The sequence below is a fragment of the Rhizobium sp. N122 genome (genome assembly GCF_002211295.1).
Lineage (GTDB): Bacteria > Pseudomonadota > Alphaproteobacteria > Rhizobiales > Rhizobiaceae > Rhizobium.
In genome coordinates this window covers 263,467-279,435 of the sequence record NZ_LOKU01000045.1, presented here as the reverse complement: position 1 = coordinate 279,435, position 15,969 = coordinate 263,467, and the positions used below count along the sequence as shown (strand labels likewise).

The window sequence follows — 15,969 nt, the reverse complement described above, 5'->3', positions numbered from 1 at the left end:
TTTTTCGCCGTGCTTGCTGAGAGCATCTGACGCTCCAGACGAACTGATGGAGGCTGTATTGGAAGAGGACGCATCCGGCTTCGATGACCATGCATTGGCGCCGATGGTGTCGCTGGAACTGAATGTTGCGATGTTCAAATCTCAATGGCAGTTCTGCGACAGGATTACCGAATATCTTTCTGACATCCTTGGCCAGGGTCACAGCGATCCGGCTCGATATTCGAATTTTCTTTCCGTCGCGGCCAACGAGCTCATCGAACTTGCTTTCCGTTCGACCGGCGAGCCGGGGCGGATCAGTTTCAGTCTCTATCGGAGCGCGACACTCAACCGGCTGAGAATTGCCTTTGCCCGCGAGGATCGCGAGAGCACCGGTTTGAGGTCGGGTGAACGCCAGTCTCCCCAAAGCGCCGGATCCGAGCTGAAGCCCGATGGGGCGATTTTGCTCAGCGATCTGGCGACCATATTCCGCGCCGCTATCCGCATTGAGAAGAACGGCGCCCAAGGGCTTCAAATCATCGCGGACTTCCCCTCTGCCGAGGATTTCCAATGAACATGCTTCCCCTGCCCTTCACCGTCCATTTTGATCCGACAAATCAGGAGCTGCTGCTGTCCGGCAAGCTGCGGCCGGAAAGTGCAAACGAGATTGCCGATGCCCTCAAACTGGTGCGGCAAAGTTTGGAAAAATACAGCGGCATCGTTTATCTGAACGTCAAACGCCTGACGCACATCAACATGACGGCTTTCTCGGCCCTATCCGATATTCTGACGGCACACTGCCGAACCAGGCCGGAGCGGAAGATTGTCATTATTACTTCGAGTGTCGTCGCCTGGTCGACTTCGCTGTTCCAGACCCTGGCGGCCTCGCAACCGAACCTGTCGGTTGAAGTCTACGATTCGGCATTTTATCCGGGCCAGAGCTTTGTCGAGGATGAGAGTTTCATTCCCATTCTGCGCACGCAGACGAAGATGACGTGGAGGCACGAACGCGAACTGCTGCCGCGCCACGGTCTGCGCAACGGTCTTGTCATGGCGGATATCTGTTGCGGAATTGGGGATTTCGCCGCCCTGGTCCAACGGGAATTCAAACCGGAACGGCTTGTCGCGCTGGATCATTCGGTGCGCAGCCTCGACTATGCGCGCAGGGTCGCCGCCGACTTCGACCTGCAGGGGATAGAGTACACCTATGGCGACGCCTCCCAGATGCTTCTTCGCGACAATCAGTTCGACTTTGTCACCTGCCGGCATTCGCTGCAGATTTTCAACCGTCCCGAGATGCTGCTGCGGGAGCTTTACCGCATCTGCAAGCCCGGCGGCCGTGTCTACATCACCAATGAAAAAAATTCGCATTGCCTGGGCGAGCCGCATGCGGAGACGATAAAATGGACGTATGAGGAGGTCGCCAAACTGTTCAGGCACTTCGACATGGATGTCGAGATGGGGCCGAAAAGCCGCCATCTCCTCGCCGACGCAGGATTCGACAGCATCAAGGTCGATTGCTTCATGGTGACGAACCTCGACGGGGATCCTCAGGACTTTGCCGACATCATCGAAGCCTGGGAGAACGTCTATGCCGGCGAGATGGCGGTGCGGCGCGGCGACTCCGTGGATTTTATCCGCAGGTTCCGGCAAGGGTTCAAGGATCACGTCTTTGCCGCCCTTCATCCCAAGGGTTATGCAGGCTGGCCGATCTGGGCAGCTTCCGGGCGAAAGCCGCTGTGATGGACGCGAGATCACCGAAGACCCCGGCAGGAATAGGCTTTCGGACGAAATTCATCCTGGTCGTCGGCGGAGCTGTGCTGTTCGACCTGCTGGTCAGCGGCGGGCTGGCGCTTTGGAACGTTCAGAGGCTATCGCGCGACGCAACGCTGGAGGTCGGTCAGGGTCTCGAAGCGGCAAGCCAGGAATATATCCGCACCTATGCCGATTCGACCGCCGCACAGGTCAGTCTGCTGCTGCGGCAGGTTCATAGCGACGTGAGTACGCTGGCAGGCGTGCTGCAGGCACAGATCGACGATCCCGCGCGCAACTCGGATGTCGGCGCAGCAATCGCCCGCACATCTCCCGGCAGCGTCAGTCTTTCTTACGATCAGCAGGGAAAGTGGTCTCAGAACGCTCCGGGCTCCGTCTCGGTCGTCAGCGTCTGGGGTTACCTGCTCGGACAAGACCAGAAGCCGAGACCCGACGTCGAGAACGATATCCGCACAAGCGCGGTTCTGGACCTTGTTGCGCCGAGCCTGCTGCAGCACGGCGCTTCGAAGCTGCAGATGTATTACATCGGCTCGAAAGAACGGCCGATCTTCCGAACGGCGCCCTATACCGACCAGGCCCAGACCTTCGACCGCCTTTATCCGGGCCACAACGAGGCCAATTTCTGGGATTTCTTTTTCCCCGGACTCTACGAATCCTGGCAGGGTTGGGCCAAGGATATGAAGACGCGGCCGGTCGCCGGCGATATCACCCAGACAGCGCCCTATACGGATGCCATTACCGGCAAGCTGATCGTCAGCTTCTTTCATCCGCTCTGGACAGCCGATCGGAAGGATGTCGCCGGAACGGCCGGCGCCGATATCACGCTCGATCAGCTGGCGCAGACGGTTGAAAATGTCAAAGTGGCGCAATCCGGCTTTGGGTTTCTGGCCATGTCCGACGGCAATGTCGTCGCGATCAACAGCACGGGCGAAAAAACTCTCGGCCTGCGTTCGGCCAGCGGTGCGAGCGGAACCGGCGTGACCGGCCTGGAGCGCTCGCTGAAGGGAAGCACCCAGCCTGCGATCGCCAAGCTGGCCCTGGACCGCGAACAGGGCATTCAGCATTTGCTGTTGCAGCAGGACGGCAACGAGGTCCCCTATATCGTCATCGTCAAGAAACTGCCCGCGACCAATCTCTGGATCAGCGGCCCGGTTCGGCAGGAGGCGATGCTGCTTGGGGTGGTTGTACCCGAGCGAGAAATCGATGCCTCGCTCTATGCGGCCCAAGCCAAAATCTCAGACGCGACGAACCGGATCGTGCTCTACCAAATTCTGGCGATCCTGATGTCGCTGCTGATCGTGACGATCGCGGTATTTGCCGCCTCGAAACGAATAACCAGCGGAATCAGCGCTCTTGCCGGTGCTGCCAAACGCATTCAGACGAAGGATTATTCGGTCAGGGTGGCCATATCGAGCAAGGATGAAGTCGGCGAGGCCGGTGAAGCGTTCAATCGCATGGCCGAAGAGATCAGCTATCACACCGAAAATCTCGAGCAGCTGGTTGAAGAGCGAACCGCTCAGATCGAAGATGCGAAGGAAGAGATTTCGACGCTGAACGCGCAGCTGCAGCGGGAAAACAGGCGCCTTGGAACGGAGCTCGCCGTCGCCGAGCGAATCCAGCTGATGGTTCTTCCGCTCGATCAGGAACTCGAGGACTATCAGGCGCTCGAGATCGCGGCCTATATGAGACCTGCGGAAGAAGTCGGCGGCGATTATTACGACGTATTGAAGAACGGCAGCCGGTTGAAGATCGGCATCGGCGACGTCACCGGGCACGGGCTGGAAAGCGGCGTGCTGATGTTGATGGTTCAGTCCGTCGCCCGCGCCCTGCAGGAAGCCGGCAACACCGATGCCGTGCAATTTCTGACAAATCTGAACAGCGCCCTGTTTAAGAATATCGTCAGGACAAAAATCGATAAGCACCTCACTCTGGCGTTTCTTGACTACGACGGAAAAGAGATGATCCTGTCGGGACAACACGAGGAAGTTGTCATCGTCAGGGCAAACGGCGAGGTCGAACGCATAGACACCATGGATCTGGGCATACCGATCGGGCTGGAGGCCGATATCTCAGCCTTCATCAAAACCCGTCAGATCGCCTTCGACAAAGGCGACCTTATCCTCTTGCATACCGACGGGGTAACCGAAGCCGAAAATGATGCCGGAGAACTATTTGGCATGGAACGCCTGTGCTGCGAAGCAGTTCGCCTGAAGGATCTGAGCGCCGAGAAAATCGTTGCCGAAATTGTCGCGACGCTCATGGTCTTTATTGGATCACAGAAGATTTACGACGATATCACGCTTCTCGCAGTACGGCATAGGTGAGACATGAGGCCAACGGTATTCGGGATCGAATCTCTGACAGATATAAGCCTGGATTCGGGCACCCGCCTCACCCTGACCGATGGACCGCTTCAGCTTGGATGGAAGCATTCGGGAATGACGGCCGACTTCATCGCCGAAGTCATGGCCCTGCCCTTTTCACGGTCGAGAAAAGACTACATGCAGGCGCACCACGATATCGGCTACCTCAGCAACGAGCTGATCGAAAACGCCGTCAAGTTTCGCCAGCCCGGCGAGATCCTCATTGAAGCCGGCATATCCGAAGGCAGCTTCCTGATACGAGTGCAGAACACCATCGACGGCGCGACAGCCTCGCGCTTTCAGCAACTGCTGCATCGCCTGCAATCGAAAGATCCCGGGGAACTTCTCCTTGAGCAAATCGAAACCAACGCCATATCGTCTGCAAGCGGTTCGGGCTTGGGTTTGCTGACCCTTCTCAGCGACTACGACGCAAAAATGGCATGGGCATTCGACGAAAATAATGGTGAACATATCACACTGACGACGACTGCAGCCGTGGCGATGCCGCCCTCCTCCAATCCGTGAGCGAAGAATGGAAATCAGCGACGAAAACTTCCGTGTATGGGCGGAACAAAACGAAGTCTATTTCGACGGCGTCTTCCGTCTGGCAGGACCGGACGCCTATGCGCCGATCTACTCGTTGATCTCAGCCCTTCTCCACGACGGGCACAAACAGGTGACGTTCAATCTGACGGGCCTCGAATTCCTCAATTCCTCCGGCATAAATCTCCTGGCCAAATTGACCATCGAAGCCAGAAAAATGGGTGACCTGCTGCTCGTCGTCAAAGGCACGCATCAATACCCCTGGCAAGCCAAATCCCTTCCAAACCTGAAGAAGCTGCATCCGCTTCTCGATTTGCGCCTGGCGTGAGTTGAGGAGCCTCTTCGGCTCTGCGGCGTGAATAGCTGCTTGTGCCCGCTGTCATGCTCGGCCTTTGAGCCGGCATCCACATGGCGCCCGCCGGCGTCGTGGCATGGATCCTCGGCTCAAGGGCCTGGGATGACGGAGAGTGGGGTCGGCCTCTCACCAAACCTCGCCGGCGCACGAGGCATGCCGCATCTCGGATGCTAACCGGTGCTCCGCTGCCACGTTATCCTCGCCGCCCCAATCTGTGATCGCCTTTCGGTGGATCGGGAGCTTTTCCATGGAACGGCATGCTGCATCGCCGGCACGATCCCTCACCCAACCGGATGATTGCAATCACTGGTCCGGACTATAGTTTAGAGCAAGTTTCCGGCGACCTCACCCGAGAATGTCGCCGGTTGGGGCTCGATCTTCGCGACGAACTCTTTGTTCAAAGAGCATGCCCGAGCAAGCAGATGTGGCTGGTGTAAAGGAACGTTCATGGCTGCCAGCCCTGATCGGTCCACAGGCTCATCGGACGATGTTCCAAGGGTAGCGACATGCGCAAAACGGTAGCAGTCGGCCTGGCCGCCTTGATCGCATTGTATTTTGTCGGCGGCGTGAGCGCGAGACATGAGGTCTTTCCCTGGCCGCAGCTTTCGGCGCTGAGGAAAATGGTTGTCGCAGAGAAGGCAGCGGCTCCAAGCCGGTATACTTTCGACGACAAGGAGCGACTCATCGGGGATGAATCAAAAACGCCTGTCGCCTGCCCGGCTCAAACGGATCGAACGGCTGTCTTGCTGCTTCTTGGCCAGTCGAACGCTGCCAACGACGGTGGACAACGGCACCGGTCAAATTATGGCGCTCGCGTCGTAAACGCTTTTGACGAACGGTGCTTCATCGCGGCGTCGCCGCTTCTTGGATCGACCGATACCAAGGGAGAGTACTGGACGCTTCTCGGGAACGAATTGATCGCGTCGGGACAAAATGACAGCGTCATCCTCGCACCGCTCGCATATTCCGGATCCGAGGTCGCCCGTTGGGCGGCAGGCGGCGACCTCAATTCCGTGCTGGTCGAAACCATGAAACAGCTTCGGGACTCCGGCTATCGGGTAACGAGCGTCCTCTGGGTGCAAGGAGAGAAAGACCTCGTTATCGGCACGACTGCGGAGGCCTATCGGGAATATTTCCTGTCGATGGTCGACACATTGCGTCAGCACGGCGTCGAGGCACCCGTTTACATTTCGATCGCATCGAAATGCCTCGAACCGAGCAACGGCGGCTTCAAGGAGCATATTGCAGACAATGCGATCGTACGGGCGCAACTGGCTCTGTCAAAAAGCGGCCACGGTATTCAAGAGGGCGTAAATTCCGACGCGCTGCTCGATGGCGACGACCGCTACGACGATTGCCATATCGGGGGCAATGGCGCGGAGAAATTGTCGCGGGCTTGGCTGAACCTTCTGCGCGGCGATCGCCACCTGGCAACCTCGCGATAGCCTGCCCCGAACCGGTTTTCGCGCCCGCCAGATCGGCCAGCCCGCACGCCAGCGGCCCGGAGCGACCGGGCGGGGACGAGGGCGAAGCCCGCCGTGCACAGCGGTACCTCTAAGACCATAGGCCGGGGCCTCTCACCGGACCTCAGTCCGATGTGCGATGCGCGATCCGCGTCTACTCTTTCAAAACTGCTTACGCCGTGCCGTGCACGACGCCTATTGATCTCATTCGGAGGAAATTATGCGGATAGCAACCTTAGCGTCCCTGGCCGCACTCTCGCTGGCTCTTGCCGCAGGCCCGGTCACGATTGCCGGTCTCGATATGGCCGCACTGGCGAAGGACGGCGGAAACGGTGGTGGCAATGGCGGCGGCAACGGTGGCGGCAATGGAGGCGGAAACGGAGGCGGCAATGGAAACAGCGGCAGCCATGGCGGCGGCAACCACGTCAGCGGCAACCACGGCAGCGGTTCGGCCAACAGCGGCTCCAAATCGACAGGCTTGAAAGGCAAATCCTCCGAGGCGGCAGGCAAGTCCAAGTCGGCAAAAGCAGACCGGCTGGCCGCCGCGCCAAAAGAGAAAAACCTGTCGGCGCAGCTTGCGGGCCTGAACTCCTTGAAGCGGAATTACAGGGCGTTGATGCATACGTCGGACCCACGCATGGCCGCCATCTCGGCCTATGCCGTGGCCTACGCCCAATATGAAATCGACAACGGTATCGAGCCTGCGGCGACCGACCCTCTGCTGGGGGATGCGGCGCTGGAGGAGGCATTGTCTTCCGCAACGAAATCCGGTCAGGTGAGCCCGGCGGTCCTGGCAGAAGCCAAAAACATTCTCGGAGTGGGCGAAGCGAACGGCAAGATCGATCAGATCCGCACCTCACTTGAGGACGCCGCGCCGGCGACGTCAGACGAATAGCCACGAGTGGGTTGCGTGAGGTGCGCCGCCGTTTCGGTTACAGCTGCGCACCAGACTATGAGAGCATTTCCGTCTCTGTTTGAGTGACGGAATGCTCTCTTTTTTTGAGCAATTTTCGGGCGCAAGACGTGCTCTGAGAGATCGGCAGGGATGCCCCTCATCCACCTGCCGGCACCGACCGGAGTCGAGCCACCGGCCTCGACTCCGGTCGGGTTAGGGTAACGGGCAGTTACCTGACGCACCGTTCGGCGCACAGGCGGGGTGGCGTCTCAAGCCGCCTTGCTCGACGGAGACGTCCGCTACGACGATTGTCATATCGGGGCCACAGGCGCGGAAAAATTGGCGCGGGCCTGGCTGAACCCGCTGCGCGGCGATCGCCGCCTGGAAACCTCGCGATAGTCTTCCCTCAACCGGTTTTTCGCGCCTTCGCGAGTTTCGGCCTCGGGCTTGCGCGAGAAGCCAGGCGGTTTACGTGCCGCCTGGCTACGAAAATCAAAATAGCAGCTATTCCACCGTAAGCGTTCCGCCCCCCTTGGAGTATCTCTTACCTCCAAGCGAATTGATCGTTGCGCATTTTTCCTTATCGAACTTCTCGCACATCTTGTTGCCTTTGATGCTCCATGTGCCCTTGTAAGTGGCCTTGTCCCCGTCGACAGTCGCTTCAATCGTTCCGTCTGGTTTATAAGTTGTAATGCCCGATTGCGTCTTTGACTTCCAGTGGATTGGGTGGCCTACCAACTCGCCTTTCAACTGCTCCCCGGTCAAGGTTGCGGCATATGCACCAGGTGCGAAGGCTAGCATAATGAGGCCAGAAACCGTGATCGCTTTCATCGTCCACTTCCTTCTTCCTAAGCCGCGTCTGCCGAAACCGCGATAGAGCACGGCGAACTCCCCGAGCGCGGTGAGCGTTGGACAAGGGTCGTTACTCGCACCAGTGATTCCTATGGTTAGGTCGCGTGTAGCCTTCCTGCGGTACGGGAGATCCGTAAGGAAATGCCCCGCCAGGACGGGGCATTTCGTATTACCTGATGCCGCTTTAAACAGCGATACCGCACGGAGGGGCGCGGCAGGTCGAAGGATGACAGAGTTCGGAAAATCTTCAATTTACCTGAACTTACTAATCCTGCTGCGGAGCCCGTTACCTTAGCCATGGCCGGATTGACGGGTCAACACAGAGGCGGCGCTCTCCGTAAATCCTTCTTTTTTAGCCGGAGAGATCGACCGAGACGATCGCCGCAGCGCGCTGGCGGTCAGGAGCGGCTGCGTAGCCTGGGACCGTAGCCGAGGCCCCGAACCCGACCTCAGCCCGATGTGCAATGCGCGACAGCAATCTATCTTTCATCAGCTTAAAATGGCATTCACATTGGGCGCCAAAGCAGCCGCCGACCAAGATCTTACATTTCGCCAAGATTATCTGAAATCGCTTAAAGAGACCGGCCGAGAGTTCGCATCTCGGCAAACACGTGAAAGAATTGCTCTCTCATGCTGTCAAAGCTGGACGGTAAATCGTCGCCGACCCTTGCCTCAAACTGATAGTCATCGGACGTATCCCTGGTGTGTCGCGTGAGCGAGCCCGAGATTTTCCTTCCACCGCTTTCAGCAGCGTAACTGCTTGACTGTTTATCGTCTGGGCTCGTGAAACGGTTCTTGATGAACTCACATTGAAGTCCGATGAGTGCTGCCGGCACGAATTTTCGTCCCAAGAAAATTGCGACCTCGCTTCCGGCGACGGTCTGAATGAGCACCTCGCTGCTGCTTGGATGGACAAATATCTTGTATTCGAGACGCGGGGGCAGTGCGTTCATAGGTTCCGCCCATGCTCCGTAAACGGAGCGTATCCGTTTAAGACGCCGCATCCGGGATTCCCGGTCGTAACCTGGACTTTCGTGCTCGTAGAAGCCAACATTGAAACGATGAACCGCCCTGGTGAACTCGATCCTGTCGGCAAGGTCCGGGCTTCGCGTCTGCTGCCAACTATCGAACTTAAGATGGTTCTCGGCCGCACCTAGCGCTGACAATAAGATCTCCATTGCGCTTTCGAAGACCTTGATCTCAGGTTCCGAGAGATCGTTATAGTGGGGGCGCTCGACAGAGGCCGGCCGATATCGCAGCACCGGTTCGAACGGCTTTCGACGCCTTTCCAGCTCACTCAAGCGCTGCAACAGCCTGTAGCCTTCTTGCCTATCCATCGGCACCTCCGCCTTTTATAGAACCGGCTTCGGTCAAGCCGCCTTCTCAACCACCGGCTCGCTCATCGCCTGCGGCTTGCCGAGCAGGTAGCCCTGCGCCTCGTCGCACTGTTCTTCAGACAGCGTATCGAGCTGCGCCTGGGTTTCCACGCCCTCCGCCAGCACCGGCACCTCCAGGCTGCGGCCGAGCGCCAGGATGGCGCGGACGATCGCCTTGGATTGGGGGCTGGTCTCGACCTCTGCCATAAAGCTCTTGTCGAGCTTGATCTTGTCGAAGGGGAAGGAACGCAGCGTCTCCAGCGACGAGTAACCGGTGCCGAAGTCGTCGATCGCGATCGAGACGCCGAGCGCCTTGATCTCTCGCATCGTCCGCAGGGCCTTGTCCTTGTCGACGATGATCGAGCTTTCGGTGATCTCGATTTCGAGGCGACGCGCGCTCAGACCGGTTTCCAACAGAATGCCAGCGATGACGGTCGCCATGTCGGCGTGACCGAGCTGGATGGGCGACAGGTTGACGGCGATCTTGTGGCTGTTGTTCCAGCTCGCCGCCTCCCGGCACGCTTCTCGGAGCACCCATTCGCCGATCGGCAGGATCGCGCCGCACTCCTCGGCAAGACCGATGAAATCCATGGGCGGGATGTTGCCGCGTTCGTGATGCCGCCAGCGCAGCAGGACTTCGTAGCCGGTGATCTCGCCCGTCCGCACCGATTTCTGCACCTGATAGTGCAGATGAAGCTGGCTGCGGTCGATCGAGGCCCAGAGGTCCTTGGCAAGCGCGCGGCGGCGGCGCGCATGCTCGTCCATGGCAGCCTCGTAAAAGCAGACCTTCTGCAGCAAGGAATGTTTGGCGCGGTACATCGCAAGGTCGGCATTGGCGAGAAGCCCGTCAACGCTTGCCGCGTCGCTCGGATAGACCGCAACACCGAGGCTGGCGCCGGTCTTGATCTCGAAGCCATCGATGGCGACCGTCCCGGTGAGAGCGCTTTCCAACCGCGCGATGAAATCGTGCAGGCTGCTCAGTTCATCGAAGCGCTTGGTCGCGGCAAACTCGTCCCCGCCGAACCGGGCGATGAACTCGCCCTCCTGCCGCGCCTCGTCGAGACGCCGGGCGAGCTCGACAAGCACCTTGTCGCCGGTCCCGTGGCCGTGCTGGTCGTTGATCTCCTTGAACTTATCGAGATCGATGCCGATGACGGCGACATTGCCCCTCACCCGGTCGGCGATCATCATTTCCTCCGAGACGCTTTCGCCGAACTGCAGCCGGTTCGGCATGCCGGTCAGGCCGTCGTGCTTGGCAAGGAAGGCCACCTGCTCCTCGGATTTCAGGCGGTCGGTGATGTCTTCGAAGGTAACGACCCAGCCGCCATTGGCGAGCATGTTGACATTCTGCTGGATGCATATGCCGCTCGGATATTTGTGAACCGCGCTGCCGGCGCCGGATCGGATCAGCGCCATGTTCCTGAGATAATGCGCCTCGGCCTGCGCGGCCGCCTCGGCCGCGTCTTCCGCATGGGCGGCATAGCCGACGTCGACGATCTGCCGGTAGCCCATGCCGGGACGCACCGACCCTTCCGGAAACCGGAAGATTTCGAGATAGCGCTTGTTGCAGAGCAGCAGGCGTTCGTCCCTGTCGAACATGCAGATGCCCTGCCCAATATTTTCCAGCGCGACGTCGAGATTGCGGGTGACATCCTCGATCCGGTCGGCATCCGCCTTCTGCTTGCTGTTGTCCTTGGTGATCTTGGCATAGCCGATCAGCGCGCCGGTCTCGTCATAGATCGGGTCGATGACGACATAGGCCCAGAAGGAGGAGCCGTCCTTGCGGTAACGCCACCCCTGCGCTTCGAACTTGCCCTCGGTGCGGGCCGTCTGAAGCGCCCGCTGCGGCAGCCCGTTGCGGCGATCCTCTTCCGAATAGAACAGCGAGAAATCCTTGCCGACGATCTCATCGGCGCCATAGCCCTTGGCGCGCTCGGCGCCGGCATTCCAGTTGCTGACCTTGCCATCCGGATCGAGCATATAGATCGCGTAGTCGGTCACCCCCTGCACCAGGAGCTTGAAGTTACGCTCCGCCCCGGCGGTCCTCGCCTGCGAGCGCACCGCAAAGATGGCGGCCGCAAAACCAGCCGCCAGCAGCGAAAAGGTGACGGCGGCGATCGTCACCGCCATCAGCGCCGGCGAAAGCAGCATGTCGGGGTCGAGCGCGGTGATGCCGGGAATGACCGTCACCCCCGCCGTCGCGGTGAAATGCAGGGCGACGACGCCTGATGTCAGCAGAAGGGTCGGAACCAGCTTGGCCAAAGTCGACCGGCCGCTCCTGTCGGCAAATCGAAAGGCGGCGATCGAAAAGGCGACGCCGAGAGCGACGGAGGCCATGATGTAGCCCGCGTCCCACGAAATCTCACCGGGGAATTCGATGGCCAGCATGCCGCTGAAATGCATCAGACCGATGCCGGCGCCGAAAAACACGCCGGCCAACATATTGGCCACCCACCTGCTATAGCCAATCTTGGCGGCGACCGCCACCGTCGTCGCCACGATCGCGACCAGCAGCGAGACCAGCGTCAAGCCGGCATGATACCCGACGACGACACCGGGGTCGTAGGCCAGCATGGCGATGAAATGCGTGGCCCAGATGCCGAAACCGCCCGCCGCCCCCGCCGTCAGCAGCCACACCCACCGAACCGCGCCATCGGACAACGTCGCCCGATCGAGCAGGACGAGCTCGCAATGGCTGGCGAGAAAGCAGATCAGACCCGCAAGCCCGACCAGCGTGAGATCATGCTGCTCGGTGATGCACGTCAGGACGGTGAACATGGAAGAGGCCCTCGATTGGAGGGGCACGCTAATCAGCGGTCGCTTAAGGAAGGTTGAAATGGGTGGGGTGGTTGGCGGGGAAATGGGGCTGTTCGCTGGGTTGTTCGGTGGGTTGTGGGATTAGGGTTTATGGTGGGTGTTTTGGTATGGTGAATGGATTTTCGACTGACGCGGAGGGCGAGGCCCCGCAAAAGAGGACTTCCCTGCCCCACCGCGACGGGGTCCAGGCAGATCCAATATGCGTCGATCCGGCCAAGTTCGGTCAGGCTGTGGGCGAGTTCGGGCCGGCGACTTCGATCTCCCCAATTTCACCCAAGCACGGTGGTAGCGCACTTGAATGAGGGGAATCTGGGATGTCGATCTTGCTAAGAAATCTGTCGCTACTGGTTGGAATAACATTGGCGGTGCCGGCCTTCGGCAATTGCGTAACCGCCAATGAGACCAAACAGGGCGTGCTGCTGACCAGAGAAGCGCCTTTCTATTCCGTATTCTACAAGCCGGACGGCCCGGGTCTCGCCGAACAACGGCTGATGGAGCGCGACGGCTCACTGCAGCCGGTGTCGGCTGTCTATGTGCACCCCTTGCTCGTCGAAAAGAGAGTGAGTGCCAGCGGAACGCATGAGCTGAAATACGCGAATGCGATTGCGTTAGACGATCTGCCACAGAAGAAGAACTGGAAATCAGACACGACGCTTTTCATCAATGGCAAAAAATCCGTTTCGGGCACGACTTTTATGAGGTTCGACGGCTTGGGAGAGGAAAGGATTGCATCTTGTTCCTACAAAGTCTGGGCCATCAACAGCCGCCTGGAACTGACGGAATTGCCGCCGATCATTTTCGAACAATACTATTCCCCCGAGCTTCATCTCGTTCTTCGTTCGGTAAGGCTGAGCACCGCCAATCGGCCGTTGAGCGAGGTTCGATTTGATCGGTTCCAAATTGGCTGGGGCAACTAGGCGGACGTCCCTCTATCATCCCAGAAAACCCGTTCTCTAAGGGCTTCTAAAGGGGTAGCGCGACTGGACAAAGACCGCTGAAAGTGCCTCGGAGACTCAGAGTCTACCTTGCCCCGTGGACAGACTGGCCTGCCGCAGAGGAATTCGAACGCCTGCTGGAGCAACGCACACGTTCCACTTGATGCCGCTGTTTAACGCATTATTGCCTCGATGTCACAGCCGAAGGAACCTCTCAGCCGAGGCCTTCCCCAATCCGCATTCACGCCAGAGCGACTGTACGCCGCAAATCTACGATGTTGCCTCATCAATCACACGCCCCATGGCATATGACGGCTGGTAACCTGGCAACACGTTGCCGGTGGGTCTGATGGAACGCATCAACGCGTCTCGGGACTTGCCTACGATTGCACCTGCTTTTCGCAAGCCAAAAACGTAAGGACCCACGTCAGCAGGCAGTGAATTGAGCGACAATCCCAACTCTTTATCGGAAAGATGGGCGACAGATGCTGCCAGTTCAGCGACCTTCCTTTCCATCGCCGCGTATTCCTTCGTCAGGAGGAGTACGATGTTGTCAAAATCGCTCCAAAACTCTTCCGGCAAATCACGACGAATCGCGGCCATGTCGTCCCCAGCGGCCATTGCTTCCCACAGTGCCAATGGCGTGCAGCGTGAGATCAATGCATGGATACGACGGTACTCGGAGCCTTTAAGTTTGAGGCGCAAGCCATCTGTGAATCTAACGACAAATCCCTCGTTGTCGCGTGGGAGCGTTGCAGTATGGAGCATCATGTCCGCCATATTCCCGAACTCATGGCGTTCGGCCGCACGCCATCCCAACGCTTGGCTGGTCGTTCGAACCTCGTCGTAGGTTACTTCAAGACCTGAAGCGTGGTAGGCCGCCAACATCACCATGGCAGGCTCCGCATATCGCACGACCATTCTGTTTTCCGGATATATCGCCTCGAACAGATATGTCGTATCCGGCGACAGACCGGAGAGATCGTGGGCATCCAAGCGTGCTTGAGCCCATAGGGCCTGCTCGGAGTCGAACGCGCCTTTGGTGGCTGCGTGCCATCGGCCAGCATCATTGAACACGATTATCAGACTACCATCGAGCTTTTCGAACGCCTCAAACGGCAGATCTGGTACTTCGCCATGCCGCTCGCCGACATTGAAAAACTTCGGAAACGGCGTGGCAACGACCCGACCAGCGCCCTCGTCCACAATGAGACCGCGAGCGATCAGCGAAAACTGATCCCAACCATCCTCATATACGCACCGGGGCGTATAGATGTAGAGCTGCAAAGTATTGGTTGCGTTCGGACGGCGATGGACATGGCCGAGCCCCTGGGCTCGCTTCAAGCCAGCGATAAGGTCGGGAAACGGGATTTGGCGTGCAGGGTGTATCGGGTCGTTCATCTTTTCACTTTTATCGCCTTCAGAATTAATTTTGGCCAATTTATCAATTGTTCAGCCGTTCCACGCCGTCAAACGCGATTTACTAATAGATTTGATCGTCCGCTCTGATGGATGCAACGCCTATCGGGTTCGGACCCAGCACAGCCTTTGCCAATGATTTCGCTGCTGGCGTTCGCGATCCCCGCCATCATCAGCTTTTATGTTGCCGCCTGAACCTCGCCCACGACCCAGTTGCGGAATGCTTTGACTTTCGGGTGGTCCCCATTTCCCGTTCGATAGACGAGATCATAGCCCCACTCGACGTCCAGCCTGGCTTTCGGGAACAGGGCAACGAGGCGCCCCTGGGCAAGGTCCTCGGCGACCAACACGCTTCGTCCCAGTGCGACGCCTTCGCCTCGAATAGCAGCTTCGATGGACATGCTGCCGTGGCTGTATCCCGGGCCGCGTGTTTTTGAATAGGGCAATCCCACCAACGCGAACCACCGCTCCCAAGTCGTGGTCATGCCGATCTCATGAATGAGCTGGCATTTGGCTAGATCGGCGGGATCGGAAAGCCCGCCCACCCGATCGAGATATGACGGGGCGCATACCGGCGACACCGTCTCGTTCATGATGCGCTCGGCCGTCGCTGCGGGATAAACGCCCGCTCCATAGCGGAGAGCAACATCAACCTGGCTCTTTGTGAAATCCACCCAGGTGTCCGTCACTTCCAGATGCACATCCAAATCAGGGTATTGCGCCATCAGCCTGTGAAGACGGGGCGTCAGCCACTTGCTGGCGAAAGAGATGCCGGAACTGACCACGAGACGCGTTGTATCGCTGCGGCTTCGGATGGACTCCGCCTCGCGGGCAAGCTCGGACAGTAGCCGCGTCACGGTGCTGAAGAAGGACGCGCCGGCTTCGGTCAACTCGATCTTTCGAGTCAGACGGCGGAAGAGCGGAACCCCCAGATGGACTTCCAGCGCCTTGATCTGTCGGCTGACTGCCCCGTGCGTCAGGTGCAGCTCATCGGCCGCTCCTGTCATGGAAAGCCGTCGCGCCGTCGCCTCGAAGGCGCGAAGGGTTTGTAACGGAGGGAGTTGATCGGCCATAGCATCCATGCGTGAACCAGGATCACGCATCCTGTGAGGAACAATCGTTTGTCAGCGGCAATTGAGCCGCGCATATGGATGATAGCTTTGCACGCTTCTTCCAACGATTGAAACCGCTTTATGACCCAA

General features: G+C 58.8%; 13 protein-coding genes and 1 pseudogene. 8 read left to right on the top strand and 6 right to left on the bottom strand.

From position 1 onward, the window contains the following. Positions 1-58 precede the first annotated feature (58 nt). The 7 genes from ATY75_RS26135 (at position 59) to ATY75_RS26100 (ending at position 7,368) form a co-directional block, all read left to right on the top strand. Positions 59-550 (top strand): hypothetical protein, encoded by a 492-nt coding sequence (locus tag ATY75_RS26135; protein WP_088939783.1) that lies wholly within the window; start codon positions 59-61, stop codon positions 548-550. Beyond that, entirely contained in the window at positions 547-1,719 is a 1,173-nt protein-coding gene (locus ATY75_RS26130) for a methyltransferase domain-containing protein (protein ID WP_088939782.1), read from the top strand. The genes ATY75_RS26135 and ATY75_RS26130 overlap by 4 nt, the downstream gene beginning before the upstream one ends. Continuing rightward, positions 1,719-4,073: a SpoIIE family protein phosphatase gene (locus tag ATY75_RS26125; RefSeq protein WP_088939781.1), complete on the top strand. Its 2,355-nt coding sequence runs from the start codon at positions 1,719-1,721 to the stop codon at positions 4,071-4,073. Before ATY75_RS26130 ends, ATY75_RS26125 begins: the two co-directional genes overlap by 1 nt. A gap of 3 nt (positions 4,074-4,076) precedes the next feature. Continuing rightward, on the top strand, positions 4,077-4,637 hold the full coding sequence (locus tag ATY75_RS26120) for a hypothetical protein (protein WP_088939780.1): 561 nt from the start codon (positions 4,077-4,079) through the stop codon (positions 4,635-4,637). 7 nt (positions 4,638-4,644) lie between these two features. After that, the gene (locus tag ATY75_RS26115; RefSeq protein WP_064839243.1) at positions 4,645-4,983 is read left to right on the top strand and encodes a hypothetical protein; all 339 of its coding nucleotides are present in this window, start codon (positions 4,645-4,647) and stop codon (positions 4,981-4,983) included. A 533-nt stretch (positions 4,984-5,516) separates the two neighbouring features. Then, positions 5,517-6,455: a sialate O-acetylesterase gene (locus ATY75_RS26105; RefSeq protein ID WP_088939779.1), complete on the top strand. Its 939-nt coding sequence runs from the start codon at positions 5,517-5,519 to the stop codon at positions 6,453-6,455. Positions 6,456-6,693: 238 nt separating this feature from the next. After that, positions 6,694-7,368 carry a hypothetical protein gene (locus tag ATY75_RS26100; RefSeq protein WP_088939778.1) on the top strand — a complete coding sequence of 225 codons (675 nt, stop codon included), beginning with the start codon at positions 6,694-6,696 and terminating at the stop codon, positions 7,366-7,368. 504 nt (positions 7,369-7,872) lie between these two features. Here the strand turns inward: ATY75_RS26100 and ATY75_RS26095 are convergent. The 4 genes and pseudogenes from ATY75_RS26095 to ATY75_RS35595 all read right to left on the bottom strand — a co-directional run. Continuing rightward, positions 7,873-8,199: a hypothetical protein gene (locus ATY75_RS26095; RefSeq protein WP_088939777.1), complete on the bottom strand. Its 327-nt coding sequence runs from the start codon at positions 8,197-8,199 to the stop codon at positions 7,873-7,875. A gap of 593 nt (positions 8,200-8,792) precedes the next feature. Then, positions 8,793-9,557 carry a hypothetical protein gene (locus tag ATY75_RS26090; RefSeq protein WP_088939776.1) on the bottom strand — a complete coding sequence of 255 codons (765 nt, stop codon included), beginning with the start codon at positions 9,555-9,557 and terminating at the stop codon, positions 8,793-8,795. A 33-nt stretch (positions 9,558-9,590) separates the two neighbouring features. Further along, entirely contained in the window at positions 9,591-12,374 is a 2,784-nt protein-coding gene (locus ATY75_RS26085; protein WP_088939775.1) for an EAL domain-containing protein, read from the bottom strand. A 194-nt stretch (positions 12,375-12,568) separates the two neighbouring features. After that, positions 12,569-12,678 (bottom strand): annotated as a pseudogene (locus ATY75_RS35595) (dihydrofolate reductase); the annotation flags it as partial. A 49-nt stretch (positions 12,679-12,727) separates the two neighbouring features. Here ATY75_RS35595 and ATY75_RS26080 point away from each other — a divergent pair. Continuing rightward, positions 12,728-13,330 (top strand): hypothetical protein, encoded by a 603-nt coding sequence (locus tag ATY75_RS26080; RefSeq protein ID WP_088939774.1) that lies wholly within the window; start codon positions 12,728-12,730, stop codon positions 13,328-13,330. A gap of 288 nt (positions 13,331-13,618) precedes the next feature. Here ATY75_RS26080 and ATY75_RS26075 read toward each other — a convergent pair whose 3' ends face one another. Together ATY75_RS26075 and gcvA are read right to left on the bottom strand one after the other, a co-directional pair. Continuing rightward, positions 13,619-14,788: a T4 RnlA family RNA ligase gene (locus tag ATY75_RS26075; RefSeq protein ID WP_245317633.1), complete on the bottom strand. Its 1,170-nt coding sequence runs from the start codon at positions 14,786-14,788 to the stop codon at positions 13,619-13,621. 158 nt (positions 14,789-14,946) lie between these two features. Continuing rightward, on the bottom strand, positions 14,947-15,840 hold the full coding sequence (gene gcvA, locus ATY75_RS26070; RefSeq protein ID WP_064841377.1) for a transcriptional regulator GcvA: 894 nt from the start codon (positions 15,838-15,840) through the stop codon (positions 14,947-14,949). Between the last annotated feature and the right edge of the window lie 129 nt (positions 15,841-15,969).

What these genes read in the sequence shown, in the direction of transcription:
- ATY75_RS26080 (WP_088939774.1), top strand. Translation starts at nt 12,728, where the DNA reads ATGTCGATCTTGCTAAGAAATCTGTCGCTACTGGTTGGAATAACATTG.
- ATY75_RS26120 (WP_088939780.1), top strand. Translation starts at nt 4,077, where the DNA reads ATGAGGCCAACGGTATTCGGGATCGAATCTCTGACAGATATAAGCCTG.
- ATY75_RS26090 (WP_088939776.1), bottom strand. Translation starts at nt 9,557, where the DNA reads ATGGATAGGCAAGAAGGCTACAGGCTGTTGCAGCGCTTGAGTGAGCTG.
- ATY75_RS26125 (WP_088939781.1), top strand. Translation starts at nt 1,719, where the DNA reads ATGGACGCGAGATCACCGAAGACCCCGGCAGGAATAGGCTTTCGGACG.
- ATY75_RS26115 (WP_064839243.1), top strand. Translation starts at nt 4,645, where the DNA reads ATGGAAATCAGCGACGAAAACTTCCGTGTATGGGCGGAACAAAACGAA.
- ATY75_RS26105 (WP_088939779.1), top strand. Translation starts at nt 5,517, where the DNA reads ATGCGCAAAACGGTAGCAGTCGGCCTGGCCGCCTTGATCGCATTGTAT.
- ATY75_RS26095 (WP_088939777.1), bottom strand. Translation starts at nt 8,199, where the DNA reads ATGAAAGCGATCACGGTTTCTGGCCTCATTATGCTAGCCTTCGCACCT.
- ATY75_RS26100 (WP_088939778.1), top strand. Translation starts at nt 6,694, where the DNA reads ATGCGGATAGCAACCTTAGCGTCCCTGGCCGCACTCTCGCTGGCTCTT.
- gcvA (WP_064841377.1), bottom strand. Translation starts at nt 15,840, where the DNA reads ATGGCCGATCAACTCCCTCCGTTACAAACCCTTCGCGCCTTCGAGGCG.
- ATY75_RS26130 (WP_088939782.1), top strand. Translation starts at nt 547, where the DNA reads ATGAACATGCTTCCCCTGCCCTTCACCGTCCATTTTGATCCGACAAAT.
- ATY75_RS26085 (WP_088939775.1), bottom strand. Translation starts at nt 12,374, where the DNA reads ATGTTCACCGTCCTGACGTGCATCACCGAGCAGCATGATCTCACGCTG.